The following is a 17,242-nucleotide window of genomic DNA, read 5'->3' as shown; positions in this document are numbered from 1 at the left end:
GTAATGAGCGAAACTTTGTACAGAGATTATTAATATCTAGAATAAAAAGTTGAGAAGTTAACGATTGATGAATATATCTCATGCCGTCATTGTGTTGGGAAAACGCTTGGTCAACAATCAGTTGACGCTCGAAGGGCAATCAAGAGTCGATGCGTTGATCAATCAGGCAGAACGATTGAACCTTGCGCAGAGTGTCGTGGTGCTCTGTGGCGGTCGAACGTCAGGGCAAACGGTCTCAGAGGCGAGCGCGATGTGCGAAGCACTCGGTCAGCGTGCGCCCGATTCGTTTTGGGCCTGCCTACCTAAAGATCGGCTCTTGGTTGAGGACACATCCACCAATACCATCGAAAATGTTGCCAATGCCGCGAACACCTTGGTAAAAAGTGGCTTAGTAGGGGGAAGTACTCCTCTCAACATTTTATTTGTCTCCACCGATTATCACCTCAAGCGAATTTTTGAGATTGAGCACTGGCTCCCTGAGCAGGGTCTGCTAGGCATGATGACGCGAGAGTGTGCTCGGCAAGGACTAAGCATCACTATTTGCCCGCAAGCGGACACTCATGTCTTGGCACCTTACCCATACCCAACACAAGGCATCGGTTTTTTGCTCTGTGATGCGTTGACGACCTACCGTGTTTACTTAGAGGCGGTAGTGGCAGGCAAGATTGATTTTCATCCTTCTCCAAGGCGCCAATATTGTGAGCATCAGGCGCATCACGCGCTCGAACAGCTCCAATCGTTGACGCGAGACAGAGTTGGGGCAGCGCTGTTATCTCAGTTAGAGGAGGCGCTGCGCTTCACGAGAGAGGCGATCTCTATTTTACAGCTTAATGGTGCGTTAAATTGCTTTGATCAGTCCCTTAAAGCGCTCAATCGCCATTGGGATCCAGAACAATCACATGACTTTGGCAAGCTTTCTTTCCCAGACAAGGGCGCGTAAACTGACAGCGAAACGAAGAGGAAGAGGGAGAAGGGAGAGAAAGTGCAGTACGCAACCATTAAGCAGGCGATTGTCCAGCAGGCAGAGAAAGCTACGCCATTCGTATGAGCGCGTTGCATGGTGAGATAGCTCAAGCCCTACGCGCAACGGTTGGTACGTCCGCGTTGGTGTTAGAGAAGGTTTATCTGAATAGTGCAGGAGAGCCGGTTTTCACTGATATTGAGTATTGGCGTCATGATGCGATTGCGATTGAGTCTAGCTTGCCCTATTAAAATAAAAGAGCGCCTAATCTAGCGCTCTTCTCCTAAGGAGGCGTTTACTGGTTTTGCTGTTGCTGACTCTCTCGATAGTATTCCCATTGCTCTTGTCGACTGCCATCTGGCAACACACAGTAGGTAACGCGTTTGTCGTTTTCGCTCACGGTATCTAGTTCACCTTGCTGCTGAACACAGTAGACAGCGGCTGGATTTGCGATGGATGTGTACTCTTTCACTTCATATTCGTCGGGTTCATTGGCACAACCGGTGAGCACAGCGGCGCCAAGCAATGTCAAAAGCAAAGCGGCATTTCTCATTTAATATCTCCAAATTTCAATTAGATGCATATCGAGTATAGAAGATTACCTAAAGAAACGTGTCTTAACTTTGCCAAAAGGATGTTTTACTCCAAATTTTATTGAGTTAACGGTTTTCAACCTTGCTCTGTTGGTACTAAAGTTTAAGAAGCAGCAGGGAAGGTCTTCCCATTTAGACAGTAGGCAAAGGAAACCAAGATGTCCGAACAAACATATCGACTTGTTACTCGCAGTGATTTTGATGGTCTAGTATGCGCGGTGTTATTGAAGCAGCTTAATTTGATTGATGATATCAAGTTCGTACACCCTAAAGACATGCAAGATGGTCTTGTTGAAATAACTCCAAACGATATTGTGACGAACTTGCCCTATGTGGCAGACGCTCATTTGATTTTTGACCACCACTTGTCCGAGACGATTCGCAACGCGGGCGAGCGCCCCAATCACATTATTGACCCTAATGCGCCTTCCGCCGCGCGAGTGGTTTGGGATTACTACGGTGGGGAGGCGGTCTTCCCATCACACTGGACAGATATGATGGAAGCCGTCGATAAGGGTGATTCCGCTCAATTCAATCGAGATGAGGTGTTAGATTCGACCGGATGGAACTTGCTCAATTTCCTCATGGATGCCCGCACGGGCTTAGGCCGTTTTCGCGAGTTTCGCATTTCCAATTACAACCTAATGATGGATCTGATCGAATACTGTAAAAATCACACTATTGAAGACATTCTTGCGCTGCCTGATGTCAAAGAGCGTATTGATTTGTATCGCGAGCACGAAGCCCTGTTCAAAGAGCAGATCATGCGCTGCGCCACGGTTTACGACAACTTGGTGCTGCTTGACCTCACCAATGAAGAGACCATCTATGCGGGCAACCGCTTTATGATTTATGCGCTATTCCCACAATGCAACATCTCGATTCACAAGATGTGGGGATTCAAAAAACAAAACACCGTCTTCGCGACGGGCAAGTCCATTTTTGACCGCAGCTCTAAAACCAATGTCGGTGAACTGATGCTGAAATACGGCGGTGGTGGCCACAAAGCGGCTGGAACTTGCCAAATCGACAACGACAAAGCCGATCAAGTCGAACAGGCACTGATCGCGGCGATCACCGCAGACGGTTAGGGTTAAAGGTTGATCACGATAGGTAGATAATACAAGCCCCGCTACGTAGAGCGGGGCTTGTCATTAGGCGTTGCGTGTTATCGAAAACCCGTTACCAACAAGATGAACAGTGTCAATCAGAAGAAGGGATACGCACACTGATCATCCAGCGCTTAAAGCGGCATCACACGGTTGCGTCCGAGCTGTTTTGCTTCGTAGAGCAGCCCATCGGCTCGGCCAATTAGCGATTCTGCACTTTCACCCACTTCAAACTCTGCAACGCCGAGTGACATGGTAATGTTGCCCACCGGTTTGTTAGAGCGCTTGTCACGGATAGAGAGCTTTTCTACCGCTCGGCGTAGGCTATCGGCGAACTGTCTGGCGATCCTCAGTGACTTATTGGGGACAATCAGGGCAAACTCTTCACCGCCAAAGCGATAGGCATGGATCCCCTCGCGGCAGCTTAATTGGATGCGCTTTGCGATACCTTTGATGACCGTGTCCCCAAACAAGTGGCCGTAGGTGTCGTTATAGCCCTTAAAATGGTCAATATCAGCCAGAATGAGACACATGTTCTGCTCGGAGCGAATAAGGGTACGAAGGTCATTATCAAATGCGCGACGGTTGTAGAGGCTAGTGAGCGAGTCAAACAGGGCGTCTTGCTGAACTTCGGCCAATTGCGCCTTGAGCAAATTGATTTCAGCGGTCGCTGTCTCAAGTTGGCTGTTTAAAAAACGGGTTGAATGACGAATTTCATGGGAGTCCGACACCAGTTGGTGCACCACTTTCATCACTTCGTCGATGGTCATCGAGTTACCATCGACTCGCTCTAAGCTCTCAAAACTTTTATCTATCATCTGCGAGAATTGAGAGGTGTCAGTGAGCGTATCGCTGACTGAGCTCGCTACCTCATTGACCAATATTTCGATGTTGGCTCGCAGGTTGCTCATGTCGGTTTCGACTTGGCCTGCCACATGGGTTTTGTAGAGTTGCTCGCAGGTAGCGGGTGGGCAGATGCCATAGTTTTCTAGCACGGCATCGAGTTCACGATTCAATCTGGGAATCGCATTATCTACATAAGTGTACCAAAGCGCATAGTTTGAGGGCGTGGCCGCAACATGATGTTTCATCATCAGGGGCACCGCTTTTTTCAAATTCGCCGTCGACTTTTTGAAATCTTCGTCTGTCATCGTTGTTGTATAGTTCTTAGCCGTAACAGGAGTCTTAAAATAAGATTAGTGGATATTAACGAATGATGCCTAAATTTATTAAAATTAACGAGTTTTTATTTAGGCCATTCATGCAAATGCGTGATGTATACCGGGTAAAAATAACAGCCGAATTGAGCGCTTGGCGCTTAAAAAATCACTTTGCTCATATGCTGACCGCATCGGAGTTGCGCACGTTTCCTTCTTCCAGTTTGGCCGCCCCGCGCAGCATCGCCTTAATCAGGTCTGCGGCATTGAACTTCTCTAACGCTTCATGGGCGCCGACTTGATGCGCTCTGTCGACACAAATTTCACTCGATAAAGAGGTATGTAAAATGATATACACTCGGCTAAGCTGCTGTTCGCTTTGAGTTTCAAACGCCAGTTCGTAGCCATCTAGGCCCGGCATTTCAATGTCGCTTACCAAGAGTTCAATCGGTTTGCCGCGCGCGGCCTCTTCACGCATCAACTGCAATGCATCAAGTCCATTGTTACAAATCTTGTAAGGGATATTTATGCTGTCGAGCGCATCCCCCAGTTGCTTACGTGCAATGGAAGAGTCATCCACCAACAAAATATTGAGCGCTTTCAGGCGCTCGCGCTCAATGTCTGTGAGCATTGGAATTTTGGTTGATTCGTACTGCGGGTAAATCTTGGCGAGCAGCAGCTCAACATCCAACATCTGCACAATTTTGTCTTGATGGCGTGTGATCCCCGTGACGAACACATTGTTGCCGGCACTTTTGGGTGCCGATTCGATCGCTTTCCAGTCACATTCGATAATTTTTTCAATCGAGCGCACCATAAACGCCACGACAGTACGCAGACAATCGGTCACGATCAGGTAGCAATCGTTGTATTCCTCCGGCTGAATAGGACGAAAGCCAATCGCGGCCGGCATATTAATCACAGGTATGGTCTTGTCGCGAATGGTCACAGTGCCAATCACATGATGATGCGAGTAGGGTATTTGAGTGGTTGGCTGAAAAGGTACGATTTCGCGTACTTTCAGTGTGCCGATCGCAAACAGTTGTTTGTTGCTGGTCAACGTGAACATCAACATGCCTTGTGACTGATTTGCTTTACTCGGAGTTTTCGCCATTTACTTCATACTCTCGTTGGGTCTCTATCTATATTAAAGGGTAATGGATCTTGAGGTAGGTTCAATGATATCGGGCAAATTTAGTCTTACTTGAATGGCATTCGCAGCATTAATGACACTCAAGCTTCAAACATGGGGTGAAGATCTCACTTTGTTTGGTTACAATCACGCTCCGTTGAAATCTACCTAACATTGAGGTTTGTACTATGGCCAACACTGCCGCCGCACTCCATATTCTGGTTAAGCACAAAGAGCAAGCCGAAGACATCATTAAACAGTTGAAAAAAGGCGCGAAATTCCAGACTCTGGCAAAGAAATACTCCACCTGTCCATCTGGCAAACGCGGCGGTGATCTCGGTGAATTCCGTCGCGGTCAGATGGTGCCCCAGTTTGACAAAGTCTGTTTTCAGGGTGAGACACTAGTCCCGCATCTAGTGAAAACCAAGTTTGGTTGGCATGTGGTGAAAGTGCTGTATCGGACTTGATAAAGCTGTTCTGCGAATTATACAACGACCTATCAAGTAAAACGGGCTTTGAGCTCGTTTTTTTAGCTTTGCTATTTGGTGAGTAAAGCCTCATTCAGACACATCAGTTGTTCAGATAAGTTTTTACGCGACGAAACTCTTGCATTATTAGTCAATGTATTCTTGTTGACAGGAATGCTATGGTCCTTGTGAAGGATAACTATTTATTTTCTGGGCGTATTGGAAATGATAGAAAAGCTGTGAATATTCAGTCTTTCATGATCTTCAATATACCGCCTTGCTAAATGTAATTTTAGATCGATTTTTCATTAGTGCGTGACATCGTTCGAAAATAAATAAAATCATCTGGTTTTATTCGTGTAAGTATTTCTCAGTTTACCTAGTAATATTGGGCCTACTCTTAATTCAGGGAATAAAAACAATCAAAATGTGAGCTAATGTCTGTTTTTGTTAATAGTGTGTGTATTTTGGAGGTGATCTGTTGCATTGTTATATTGCGTCTACCACAGCTAAAACGTTGTTAATGATGAGTATATTGTTAATCAGGGAAAGGATAGAGACATGAATAAACTATGGGTGTTAGTGGCGTGCGTGACATTCAATGCTTACGCTGAGGAAGAACGTTCTCAAGATCTCAAACCAGTACTAACAATCAAAACAGGTTACCAGTTCGCAGATGATGACAACTACAGATACATTGACCCAAGAGGTGCAGTATTTGGGGTAAGTGCAGGTCTACAATTTAGTCCGAATTGGAGTGCTGATATAGGTTATCAATACCAAAACGACCTTTATGCAAACAAAACGGGTGTAAACGTCAAGACCTGGTTGGCTGAGGTAGCGGTAAGGTATGACTATGAGGTTAGCAATGATACGACTCTTTTCACTCGCTTTGGTGTCGCTCATTGGGATATGGATAAGTCGTATCGTTCTGAGATGTTTTCGGCGACAGGCCTCTCACCATTAGGTGAGGTCGGTATCGCATATAAACTGACGAGAAATGTTTGGCTATCCACTTCGTATCAGTATGTGTATGAAATCGGAAATACTCACACAGGCGAATACAATAGCCATATGGCGTTATTGTCCGCATCCTATGTTTTTTAACATGACGAGTATCGGTGAATAAATTCTTTGTGAAACGATAACAAGATGTAAGGGATATACTATGTTAGCGAAGCGCCTATTAATTCTACCTTTGGCAATAATTTCAATTTTCATTTCCGGTTGTAAATCTGAACACGCATTTTCTAGCAAAGAAGACGAAGTGGTTTTGGTCCGAATCGAAGTTCAAGCAAGAGAGCCCATCGGGGTGAACACGCTCTCGGCAGCCCCTCTTGCCCTGAAAATTTTCAACGAACAAACGGTTATGGCAATTGGCCACTATAGTGATGGTTCGTCTCGAGATCTCACCGAAGAGGTGTCTTGGCAAATGCTGGACACAGACATAGCTACAATCACAACGGCTTCTTTAGTCCAAGCCGGCATTGTAGGAGAAACGCAATTGATCGCTACACACAACGTGAGTGGATTAAAAAGCGATGACTACCCGGTAATCATAGAAGGCAACTCTCGTGTGTGTGGTAATATTCCCGGCAAAGTACTGAGTACCGAATCTGGTGGCGGCATCAATGACACAGGCGATAACGCCGAAGGGAACTGTATGAAGATAGTAGAGATCATCGATCCAGATGATGGCTATCGGAAGTGGATCACCAACTCACCCTCACAAGCTGTTCTTGATGCATATGGTTACACTCAAGACAACAGCGCGTCCAATACGGGACGTACTTATTCAGTTCTTGGAGCGTCATTGAAACCTGGTGTTCAAATAGCCCGCTTTAATCAAACAGGGCTGGGCGTGGTATTACCGGGTGCTGGTGATGACGCCAATGCTGGGGTGAATGGGCAATATGATCGTTGGTGCCAAGAATTAAATACTGAGGCATTTGGAACAAAGCGCAGTTGGCGCAGAGCAACTCAAGCTGAACTTGGAAATTTAGCGCGATATAACAACCCAAACAACGATACTATGTTTGATAGGTTTGGCTGGTTAGATTCGGGCATCAGTTGGACGAGTACAATTGGTACACTAGGGTTTTCTTCGAATAGATACTTTTACGTAAATCTTAGTATACAACCTTTTCAACCTATTAATGACAACAGTTATACAAGCGAAGCTGGAGGCGAGTCTATGGCTAATTGCGTTTTTGTATTCCAATAAAAGAAAGGAATAAGCCTTATTCCTAAGTGACAATGCGAAGCGAATAGAATACTGCCTATAAGAGGTATGATGAGTGCTCGACAGGACTTTGAGTTGCCCATTATCAGTTCTAGCAACTTACATGAGATGTTTATGCGCAAGTTTTCGTTTTTATTCGCTTCTGTTCTTCTTTCGACCGGGCTTTCTGCTCAAGAGAAGCACCATGAAGATCCAACCAAAATTGTCACCAAAGCTGGTTTTGCCTACAGTGAAGGGCTGAAGTTCTCTGGTTCGATTGGCCTTGATGATGCGCGCATGATCAATGGGCGTATCAACGCGGATGGCGATGAGTGGCGCGTCGGGGGCTCTTGGTTGTTGCCGATGGGTATTCTCAACTTCAACTTTAGCCGTACCGAATTTGATGATGATGCGTACAAAAACAACTACAGTATCGGCACGTTTGTTCCTTTGAGCTATTTTGATATCGAACCAATGGGCTGGCAGATATTCCCAATGGCGGGTTATAGCTACAACGACGGTGAATTTGCCGTGCGTGATGAGAGCGACATTGAGAACGACTACGTCTTAATGCCAGCTTCGAGCCATGGTGGCTACATCGGTGCGTTTGCCCTCAAGCCGTTGACTCAGAAATGGTCGATGATGACGTTTGGCGGTGCATCACGCGGTTCGGACAGTTACTCGGGCTATTGGGGCGGTGCAGGTGCGAGCTACAAAATTTCTGAGGCGCAGTCGTTCAACTTCTTCGGCATCATCGCAGACGATGATTTTGGTAAAACCAACAAACTCGGCGCGTCGTACACTTACGAGTTTAAATAACGCCCGAGCCCATATTCGGGTTAATCAGCTGCTTGGTGTTGTCTAAGCTTTGCATTACTTGTTGGCGAAACCATTGATGCGCCGGGTCTTTACTGTGCTTCTTATTCCATATCAGATAGTTCGACATCTGAGTGTGGGAGAAGGGCGGGTTGATCACTTGCAGTTGCAAACGCGCTTTAAACTGCAAAGCGACCGACAGCGGGACGATGGTGATGATGTCTGACTGGCTGCACAGCATCATATTGTTAAACAACGAACGACCGTGATAGACCACCTTACGTCGAGAAATGTCTATGTTGGTGTAGTGGCCTAAGCTGTAGGTTTGATTACGCGTGCGCTCTAAGACGGCATGGCTCTCTCCAAAATATTGCTCTTGAGTCATGCTGCCTTGAATTCGCGGATGCTGCTCGCGGCAAACAATCACAAAGCGCCCATCGAAAAGGTGGGCGCTTTCAATACTGGGTGACTCAGAAACTAAGATGTCGATCATCGCATCAAACTTTTGCGTCACTAACCCTTCATAACTCTTATCGTCATTATCCGGTTGATCGTAGATCTCAAGGGTCACTTGTGTGTCGCTCAACTTAGAGAAACCATCAAGCAAAACCCACTGCAAGTGCTCTGGCGCGGCCAAGACAAATTTACGCTGTGAGGTGCGTGGATTAAACTGTTCGAGCGCATTAAACACCCCACCGAGTTGCTGGATGGGGTCTCGTACTTGTTCGTAGAGGCTTAACGCATAAGTGGTCGGTACCACCCCTCGACCTTGACGGATAAACAGCTCTTGCCCGAGTTCTTGTTTAAGCCTTGCAATCGCCGTACTGATGGTGGATTGGTTGGTGCTTAAATGATCCGCTGCTCGGCTCAGTGAGCCATGCTCTATCACGGTGGCGAATACAGCCAGCAGGTTGAAATTAGGGATGTCGTTGTTTTTCATGAGCTTACTTACCTATCGTATCCGCCGATTCTACTTTTAATTATATATCGTAATTTCGATGGATTGAAATCGTATTGCTCTGTGTTTGCGATGGGTATCAAGTCATACAATCACTGCGAAAGATTAAATGTTACCTGACAAAATTAAGGTCGTGAAAATGGCAATGACATTGAAAAAACTCGCGCTCCCACTGGCTATCGCAAGTGCGCTCTTCGCAACGGGCTGTGCGACGGAATCTAACACGCCAACCGTTGAAGCAACGTCAACGGTTGGTAGTGAGCTTCGCACTTCTCAAGCGGCTCAATACCAAAATATTGACTTACTGGCTCGCTACAGCAGCGATGTACTTTTTGAACACGAGTCGAACATGTTCTGGGGGCCAGGTGAGCGTATTCAAGTGTTGTCAAAAACGGGTGAATCTTTGGCGTTTACCCAGGAGTCTGACCATGTTCACCCAAGCCTCACCAAGCACGGCCTGAAAATGGACCAAGCCATTATCCAAGTGGATCACAACATCTACCTAGGTTACGGCTTTGGTCTTGATACACCAGTGATGATTGAAGGTGATGACGGCATCATCGTGATCGATCCAGGCGAATCGGTACAAATGGCACAATCAGTGAAAGAGCAATTTGAAGCTATCACAGATAAGCCAGTGAAAGCGATCATCTACACACACAACCACATTGACCATATTGCCGGCGTTCGCGCTTGGGTAACCGACGAGCAAGTGGCGTCTGGTGAAGTAAAAATCATCGCACAAGAAACCCTGACTGCGGCAGTGGCAAACTGGTCATCAAACCTAGGTCCACTGTTTGGTCACCGCACATCTTACACTGGCGCAAAACACGTTCCTGAAGGTGAGTTCGGTACTGTTAATGACGGCCTAGGTCCACGCTTTATGCAAGGCGACATCTCATTCATCGAGCCAAACCTTGAGTTTAAAGATCGTCTAGACATCACGATTGCGGGCGTCAAGCTTGAAATCGTTCACGTACCATCTGAAACGGCGGATGAGCTGGTCGTTTACCTACCAGAGCAAAAAGTGCTGCACGCAGCAGAAGTATTGCAAGGTGAAAACTTCCCTAACCTGCATACGATTCGTGGTACCAAATTCCGTGACCCATCGGTATGGTTCAAAGGCATCGACATCATGCGTCAGTTCGACACTGAAGTCATGATTAACTCTCACGGTCGTCCTGTGGAAGGCAAAGAAGCGGTTTCGAATGTCTTGACGGCTTACCGCGATGCGATTCAATACGTGCACGACCAAACCATTCGCAACATGAACAAAGGCCTAACACCTGATGAGCTTGTTGAAGCAGTGAAATTGCCAGCACACTTGGCTGGACACCCTTGGCTTGGTGAGCACTACGGTACCGTTGCACACTCAGTTCGTCAGATTTACGTGGGTTACAACGGTTTCTTCGAAGGTGACCCGTGGCAGCTAGAGCCAATGGCGTACGAGCAACGCGCGAAAGCGTTTGTTGAAATCATGGGTGGCCGAGACAACATCATGCACACAGCGCAAGCGGCTATCGATGCAGGTAACCACACCTTCGCAGCAGAAATTTTGTCTTACCCAATCACGGTCAACAAAGACGACATGGGTGCGCGTGAACTAAAAGCGAGCGCTTACAAAGCGTGGGCTGCTGAGCAGGTCAACATCAACTGGCGTAACTGGGCGCTAAACGCGGCGGCTGAACTTGAGGGTACGCGTGACTTCTCTAACATGATCAGCTTCGCATCGGTTGACGTATTGACGGCGCTACCAAGCAAGCAAATTTTTGACATGATGACGGCGACACTGATTGCGGAAAACACGCTTGATGTGAATATGGCGATGACGTACCGCTTTAGCGATACCAAGGAAGCGTTCACCATCGAAATCCGCAACGGTATTGCTCAGTTGCACACTAAAGCGCTTGATACCGCGGACGTGCAGATTGACACCACTCGTGCCGTATTGAACGAGATTCTTCTTGCGGGACCAAATGCACAACAAGCGATTGGTAAAAATCTGCAAGCTGGTAAATTTGCCTTCGCAGCGGGTGATATTCAAGGGTTTGGTCAGTTCATGAGCTACTTTGATAAGCCAACAGCGCCGCAAGACTTGATGCTGATTGTTCGCTAAGTCGTACATAACGTAGAGTTCATTCATCACTCTACTCAAGGACATCATTGACGACAAAGGGACCTTCACGGTCCCTTTTTGTTAATAGAGTAATGGTTTAATGAGGAATCTTATGCGTACCAAGACGTTCACGCTTTACTGCGCCACGCTCGCCAAACGCGGTTTTAGTCTGGTGTTATTGATGCTGTCACCGACGCTACTGGCGTGCGGTTTGCACCAAGCGGCGGGGTTTAACTTTGTCTCAGAGCCAGGCTCGCTTGGAGTGTTTGATAAGGTGATCACCGCACGCCAATCCAACCAGTTCGCCAATCAAGCGAAACCGGAGCAGTTTTACCTGTTTGCGTTTACTCAAGCGTTATCGAAATCGGCGGATTCACCGATCCCATTCTCCCTCTTTGAAGCGGTCAAAGGCCACTACAGTGAGGTCGTGTTGGGCGAAAAAGTGTCAATGAAAGGCCGTGATACGCTACCAAGCGAAGATGACCTTTTGTTGGTGACCGAGCTGGATGTGCTGGATGCGTTAGCAACAGGCGTGATCGATTGGCCGCAAGCCAAATCCCAGGGTTGGGTCGTCATCAATGGACAGCCGGCAGAGGTGAAGCAGTTAGATGATTGGTTTACTGCTCTCTTTAAGGGTCAAAAAACAAATTGATGGATTAAGTTGAACGATCGTTCTTGTTGTGCTTGAATAAGTGTTCAAACAAGGAGAGCGAGTCATGCTGACATTCTATTTTCACCACACGCCAAACCCGATGAAGGTGGCGCTATTTCTGCAAGAAGCGGGGCTAGATTTTGAACTGGCGCCCGTTGATACCCTCAAAGGCGAACAACACACTCCAGAGTTTCGTCTCATTAACCCCAATGGCAAGACCCCAGCGTTGCAAGACGATGGCCAACGTGTGTTTGATTCCAACGCGATTTTGCTCTATCTGTCGGAGAAAACCGGTCAATTTGGCGGTGAAGCGAACGATCGCGCGGAACTGCTCTCTTGGCTGATGTTTATCGCTTCTGGTCTTGGTCCGTTCTCGGGTCAGTCGGTGCACTTTAAACGCGCAGCACCTGCAGGCAACGATTACTCAGCAAACCGTTATCACCGTGAAGCGCAGCGTCATTATCAAGTGTTGGATTCACAACTTGAAGGGCGTGATTTCATTGTCGGCGATAGCTACACCATCGTTGATATGGCGGCGTGGGGTTGGATTGATAAAGCGCCGATTGTGTTAGGTGACGACGCTGCCTTAGACTCATACCCGAATCTGAAGCGCTGGTTCAACGCGATCAATGCCAGACCGGCGGTAGAGAAGGCACGCGCGATAGCAAAAACGTGTGAGTTTAAAACTGAGGTGGACGATGTGGCGCGCCGAGCGCTATTTCCGTCTAACTTTCCTAAAGAGGATTAATTCGTTTTAGGCGCGTAATGAAAAACACGGCATCGAGCGCCGTGTTTTTTAGTTTTGGATCAATGGTGGCTTACGTTCGTATCGGTGACTGGCTAAATACCGAGTTAATCATGTTTTCTATCAACAAGCGGTCGTCACAGGCGCGCGCGTAAGTGCGCAGGCCAATGATTTGCACTTGTAAATAGCGAGCCAGTTCCGCTGGATCTTGCGCCTCGCTCAGTTCACCTTGCGCTTTGGCGTCAATGAGCACCTGCTCAATCGCACTTTCTACCCGTCGAAGCAGCGTTTTCGCTTCAGCGAGCAGCTCAGGATTATCGGACTCGGTCAATTCAGCGACAGATTTTACGATCATACACATCGCGCTTGGCGCGCTGTCTCGGCTATCAATGATTAGGGCGCGCACAAATTGTTTTAGCCCCGCAAGAGGAGTATCGCTTTGCGCGACGCAGCGCTGTAGACGTTCACGACCCAACTCTGCATAGCGGTGCAACGCTTCACTAAAGAGCTTGTCTTTGCTGCCAAATGTGGCGTAGATGCTTCCAGGGCGCATATCAATGGCCTCTTGCAGCGCACGCATGGAGGTGCCGTGATAGCCCTTTTCCCAATAGAGGTCTTTGGCTTTGTCAATGACATCATCACGATTGAATTTGGCTCGGCTTGGCATAGGGATCCTTGATGTTGACGAATGCGAGTTTGCTTTAGTATAGCGAAGGGAGTAACGATCGTTCAACTTGAGTGATTATGCGCCATGTCGCCGTGCAGAATCTTTCCTTGGTTTACTGAATCAATCAGGCGGTTTGTGTTAGCTTAGTCATATATGAGCTACAATTTGTTTATAACTTTCTTCAACTTGCTGATAAACAACAGAAACATGTGGCGATAATGCGAAGCGCACACTAGACATAGGCTAGGATACTGTTTATCTTTCGTTACAGTTAAAACCAGATGGGTCATTTTTAATGAGAGACTACAACTCACTCCAAGTTTTTCTCGTGTTGATGCAGACACATTCCACCCAATCGGCGGCGCGTAAACTTGGACGTTCTCAATCCTATGTGTCGAAAGTGTTGGCGCAGCTGCGTGAAGACCTCGATGACCCTCTGTTTATTCGCAGCGCAGACGGCCTCACCCCCACTTCCTATGCGATGAGCATTGAGCCCAAACTGCGCAACGCCTTTGCGCAAGTCAAGCAGGCGCTCAATCCAGAAGAGTTTGACCCTAAAAACGTCCAGAAAGTCGTGATCCATATGGTGGAGCCATATGTGGTGCAAGCGGGCAAAGAGATCATTATGGCGATTCGAGAACAAACCGACGCCATCATCGAATTACGCGTTTGGAATAAACTCAGCGAATCCATGATCGAAGAGGGTGAAGTCGATATTGGTCTGCACATGCTCAATGACAAACCCCAAGTGTTCTATCAAAAGCGTATTCAGAGTGTGACGGGCGAATTTTCAGGCAATGTCGCTGGCGAATACGTCAAGTTTTTGGTCTCTGGCATCAACGACTACCACAACTACTTTCAGCGCCTTGACCCAAGCATCGAAGCGAGCATTTTTGTCGACAACTATGATTTAATGAATCAATTGATGGATCGTTGTTACACGGTTCGCTATCGACCTGTAAGACCTGATGACGGCCACGCCAAAGTGACGTTGGAAGCGGCGTTGATCACCAAATCATCACGTCGCAATTCGGCTAAAACCAAATGGTTGATGAACATCATTGAGCCCATCATTCTTAATCAAGCGTTGAACTGGCAGCAGTAACGTGTCAATCAAATAGAAAGCAATAAAAAAAGCGCGCTGTGATTCACAGCGCGCTTTTTTACGTCAAGAAATCATTACAAAGCAGAGAGGTAAGCTTTGTATGCTTTCAAACGTACGGTTGCACCACCAATGATGTCCATGAAACCGAGCATCTGGTGCGGCTTTTTCGCCGATACCCAACCTGAACCGGTTGCACCGATTGGGATGTTGTAACCTTCTGGTTCTACAAATTCGATGACAATGGTACGGCCGTGTGAGCCCATATTGTTCCCGACGTGCTGACGAACATGTTGGGAACCGTTGAAGACAGACACTTGCGCTTCACCGGTACCGGTTGTGATGCTGTGTACGCGGCCACGGAAGATTTCACCTGGGTAAGCATCGACGTAAAACTCAGCAAACTGACCAATTTCGATGCCGCTGTATGTTTGATCGGCGATACGCATTTCAACAAACTTTTTGCTGGTATCGTACAGGTGCATGTTACCAATGCGTGTACCTTGAACGATGTTGGTGATGCCTAGCTGACCATCAAACGGCGCGCGGATTTCACGGCGATCGTTTTGCCAATCAGCGGTGGCGATCTGTGCTTCAATATTAAGGATTTGCGCATTCACCGAGGCGATCTTCGCTTCCGTGGTCTCAATGCGAGTACGGGTGTCGTCGCGCTGCGCTTCGTTAGCAAAATCTTTCAGTTTATTGAGACGGTCGAGCGTTTTACGATCGTTGTCCATCTGGCGCACCAGTGCGAGAATTTCCGCTTCCGCCGCTGATTTTTGCGCGTTTAGGCTTTTCATTTGAGACACGGTATCTTCGGTTCTCAGCGTGTAAATCAAGTCGCCTTTTTTCACGTGTTGGTTGTGCGTGACATACACTTGATCGATCTCTTGACCAAGCAGTGGGCTAAGTACCGCGTGCGGCGCTTTAACTGTGGTACTGTCAGTCAGGTCCGCAGGCGACCAGAAGCGGTGAGCGGTAAACAGCGCGATCGCGATGAAAAAGCCTGTCCCGATCATGATAGCCGCGTTGCGTAGTGTCCATTGCACCACACCCGCCTTCACCAAGATCCAACAGATCAGAACGTAAGGTAGCATAATTTCTTTCATGGATTAGTCCTCGACGCGTGCTTGGCTTTCAGGCTTGCGGCCATTGCGAATAATGTTAGAGATTTCGTTGGCTAACACGTCCCAACGAGCGAATGCGATGATGATGGCAAGAACCCACCATGTTTTGTCGATGAACAGGCCACAAAGAGACAATGCAAAAACGATTTGAGTGTGCGCGCTCGACATCTCCGCCGCTTTGTGAACCGCGACTTCGTGAAGTTGCCAAAGTAGGTAGGCGACATAGACGATCAACGCGACGGTAACAAAGAAAACGAAGCCCATGAAGATTTCAGAATCGAGTAGGCGCAAAATGGTGGGATAACCGCCAGAAAAGTACTCTTCAGGGAGTGATTTACCGTGAATGCGACCCAGCTTTGAGAGAGCAAGCGAGGAGCCAACAAGGACGGAAATGGCGACCACAGCTTTGATAATGAACAAAGCTATGTACTTGACGATCCTAATGAATTTTGCACCCGCTCCTTGATTGGATGCTTCGCTTTTTGATGGATTCATGAGCTATATTGCCTTGGTAATTATTCCATCAGCGATAATACAAGAATCTTATGTGCGATTCGGAATAACGGATATTCTGAATCTATATCACAGAATAACACATTGTTTTCACCTCACATACACAGCGATATTTATGAAATACATCTCTATTGGTTATGTTTTAGCGCACAGCAGTATGGTCAAAATGGTCATGGCGAATGAAATGATCGATTTGCTGGGTCACAAAGCGGCTGAATATTAAACTGGTGTGACTGTAATCTTTGGCAATGTGATCAGTCATACCATCGATTTTGGTCTCTTCGAGCGTCACCGTACCATCGGAGGCGACGCTATTGTCCATCATCAACAAGGGGCGTGCGCCGACGGGCAAGGTACCGGCGATGCTGCCTAGTTTTTGTGGTACTCGCCAGACACTCTCCTCATGTTGAGTGAGCCCAAATTCAGGTGCGTTGCCTAAAATGGCGCCGATACCGAGCTTCTGTATTCGCGTTGCGATAGAGGCGCCTTGAAGCGGCGAGCCAATGGCGACAACGTGTGAGATCTCATCTGTGCTCGGTTGGGTCGATTCTAGGTAGTGTTTGACAATCAATCCTCCTAAGCTGTGACCGACCAACACATTTGGTTGACGGCGGCTGAGCGCTGAACTAATGTCAGAAAACACAACTTGCTCATTGATCGCCACACTGTTGTAGCTGACCGTCTTTGTGTCATAGCCAAGGTCTCGTAACCGCTGACTGAGTGGCAGCATTGCCAGGCCATGCATATAGAGTCCATGTAATATCACGATGTTCACAACTGCCTCCCAAGAGAAATCCGCGAAATAAAATGAAGAGTAAAAAGTGGGCGGAAAACAAAATGATGGCCAAGGACTATGATGACGCGCCCGGCCGCCAGAGACAAGAGTGAGCGGCAATGAATGTGTGT

18 protein-coding genes and 1 pseudogene are annotated in these 17,242 nt (G+C 47.5%); 11 read left to right on the top strand and 8 right to left on the bottom strand.

The window, feature by feature from the left end; genetic code table 11:
* Positions 1-67: 67 nt before the first annotated feature.
* Both AC6R0L_RS14250 and AC6R0L_RS14245 read left to right on the top strand, forming a co-directional pair.
* Positions 68-940, top strand: a complete 873-nt coding sequence (locus AC6R0L_RS14250; RefSeq protein WP_500629524.1) for a YdcF family protein — start codon at positions 68-70, stop codon at positions 938-940.
* 86 nt (positions 941-1,026) lie between these two features.
* A pseudogene (locus tag AC6R0L_RS14245) lies at positions 1,027-1,212 on the top strand (UTRA domain-containing protein); the annotation flags it as partial.
* A 44-nt stretch (positions 1,213-1,256) separates the two neighbouring features.
* Here AC6R0L_RS14245 and AC6R0L_RS14240 read toward each other — a convergent pair.
* Positions 1,257-1,514: a putative hemolysin gene (locus AC6R0L_RS14240; RefSeq protein WP_500629523.1), complete on the bottom strand. Its 258-nt coding sequence runs from the start codon at positions 1,512-1,514 to the stop codon at positions 1,257-1,259.
* A 198-nt stretch (positions 1,515-1,712) separates the two neighbouring features.
* Between AC6R0L_RS14240 and AC6R0L_RS14235 the strand changes: the two genes are divergently transcribed.
* Complete coding sequence (locus AC6R0L_RS14235; RefSeq protein ID WP_500629522.1) at positions 1,713-2,645, top strand: exopolyphosphatase; 933 nt, start codon at positions 1,713-1,715, stop codon at positions 2,643-2,645.
* 152 nt (positions 2,646-2,797) lie between these two features.
* On the opposite strand, the gene AC6R0L_RS14230 is transcribed toward AC6R0L_RS14235, so the two are convergent.
* Complete coding sequence (locus AC6R0L_RS14230; protein ID WP_500629521.1) at positions 2,798-3,814, bottom strand: GGDEF domain-containing protein; 1,017 nt, start codon at positions 3,812-3,814, stop codon at positions 2,798-2,800.
* A gap of 184 nt (positions 3,815-3,998) precedes the next feature.
* Entirely contained in the window at positions 3,999-4,934 is a 936-nt protein-coding gene (locus AC6R0L_RS14225) for a chemotaxis protein (RefSeq protein ID WP_500629520.1), read from the bottom strand.
* A gap of 206 nt (positions 4,935-5,140) precedes the next feature.
* On the opposite strand from AC6R0L_RS14225, the gene ppiC reads away from it, so the two are divergent.
* From ppiC to AC6R0L_RS14205, 4 genes are all read left to right on the top strand, one after another.
* Positions 5,141-5,419 carry a peptidylprolyl isomerase PpiC gene (gene ppiC, locus AC6R0L_RS14220; RefSeq protein WP_334552043.1) on the top strand — a complete coding sequence of 93 codons (279 nt, stop codon included), beginning with the start codon at positions 5,141-5,143 and terminating at the stop codon, positions 5,417-5,419.
* Between the two features lie 561 nt (positions 5,420-5,980).
* Complete coding sequence (locus AC6R0L_RS14215; protein ID WP_500629519.1) at positions 5,981-6,526, top strand: porin family protein; 546 nt, start codon at positions 5,981-5,983, stop codon at positions 6,524-6,526.
* 61 nt (positions 6,527-6,587) lie between these two features.
* Positions 6,588-7,643, top strand: a complete 1,056-nt coding sequence (locus tag AC6R0L_RS14210) for an Lcl C-terminal domain-containing protein (RefSeq protein WP_500629518.1) — start codon at positions 6,588-6,590, stop codon at positions 7,641-7,643.
* Between the two features lie 132 nt (positions 7,644-7,775).
* Positions 7,776-8,459, top strand: coding sequence for a hypothetical protein (locus AC6R0L_RS14205; protein WP_500629517.1), 684 nt, complete (start codon positions 7,776-7,778; stop codon positions 8,457-8,459).
* Here the strand turns inward: AC6R0L_RS14205 and AC6R0L_RS14200 are convergent.
* A complete protein-coding gene (locus tag AC6R0L_RS14200; protein WP_500629516.1) occupies positions 8,452-9,396 on the bottom strand; it encodes a LysR family transcriptional regulator in 945 nt (314 codons plus the stop codon). The two genes, AC6R0L_RS14205 and AC6R0L_RS14200, sit on opposite strands and share 8 nt — an antisense overlap.
* A gap of 157 nt (positions 9,397-9,553) precedes the next feature.
* On the opposite strand from AC6R0L_RS14200, the gene AC6R0L_RS14195 reads away from it, so the two are divergent.
* The 3 genes from AC6R0L_RS14195 (at position 9,554) to AC6R0L_RS14185 (ending at position 12,930) form a co-directional block, all read left to right on the top strand.
* A complete protein-coding gene (locus tag AC6R0L_RS14195) occupies positions 9,554-11,530 on the top strand; it encodes an alkyl sulfatase dimerization domain-containing protein (RefSeq protein ID WP_500629515.1) in 1,977 nt (658 codons plus the stop codon).
* Between the two features lie 112 nt (positions 11,531-11,642).
* Complete coding sequence (locus AC6R0L_RS14190; RefSeq protein WP_500629514.1) at positions 11,643-12,182, top strand: hypothetical protein; 540 nt, start codon at positions 11,643-11,645, stop codon at positions 12,180-12,182.
* Between the two features lie 64 nt (positions 12,183-12,246).
* Positions 12,247-12,930 carry a glutathione S-transferase family protein gene (locus AC6R0L_RS14185; protein ID WP_500629513.1) on the top strand — a complete coding sequence of 228 codons (684 nt, stop codon included), beginning with the start codon at positions 12,247-12,249 and terminating at the stop codon, positions 12,928-12,930.
* Positions 12,931-13,000: 70 nt separating this feature from the next.
* On the opposite strand, the gene AC6R0L_RS14180 is transcribed toward AC6R0L_RS14185, so the two are convergent.
* Positions 13,001-13,594 (bottom strand): TetR/AcrR family transcriptional regulator, encoded by a 594-nt coding sequence (locus AC6R0L_RS14180; protein WP_500629512.1) that lies wholly within the window; start codon positions 13,592-13,594, stop codon positions 13,001-13,003.
* Positions 13,595-13,889: 295 nt separating this feature from the next.
* On the opposite strand from AC6R0L_RS14180, the gene AC6R0L_RS14175 reads away from it, so the two are divergent.
* On the top strand, positions 13,890-14,699 hold the full coding sequence (locus AC6R0L_RS14175; RefSeq protein ID WP_334552034.1) for a LysR family transcriptional regulator: 810 nt from the start codon (positions 13,890-13,892) through the stop codon (positions 14,697-14,699).
* 74 nt (positions 14,700-14,773) lie between these two features.
* On the opposite strand, the gene AC6R0L_RS14170 is transcribed toward AC6R0L_RS14175, so the two are convergent.
* From AC6R0L_RS14170 to AC6R0L_RS14160, 3 genes are all read right to left on the bottom strand, one after another.
* A complete protein-coding gene (locus AC6R0L_RS14170) occupies positions 14,774-15,805 on the bottom strand; it encodes an HlyD family secretion protein (RefSeq protein WP_487902282.1) in 1,032 nt (343 codons plus the stop codon).
* A 3-nt stretch (positions 15,806-15,808) separates the two neighbouring features.
* Positions 15,809-16,318, bottom strand: a complete 510-nt coding sequence (locus AC6R0L_RS14165) for a magnesium transporter (protein ID WP_334552032.1) — start codon at positions 16,316-16,318, stop codon at positions 15,809-15,811.
* Positions 16,319-16,478: 160 nt separating this feature from the next.
* Entirely contained in the window at positions 16,479-17,111 is a 633-nt protein-coding gene (locus AC6R0L_RS14160; protein ID WP_500629511.1) for an esterase/lipase family protein, read from the bottom strand.
* Between the last annotated feature and the right edge of the window lie 131 nt (positions 17,112-17,242).

The organism is Vibrio sp. R15-SG3-ISO1A (genome assembly GCF_059833955.1).
Note: the sequence above shows the minus strand (reverse complement) of the source record. Positions and strands in the feature narration are given on the sequence as shown.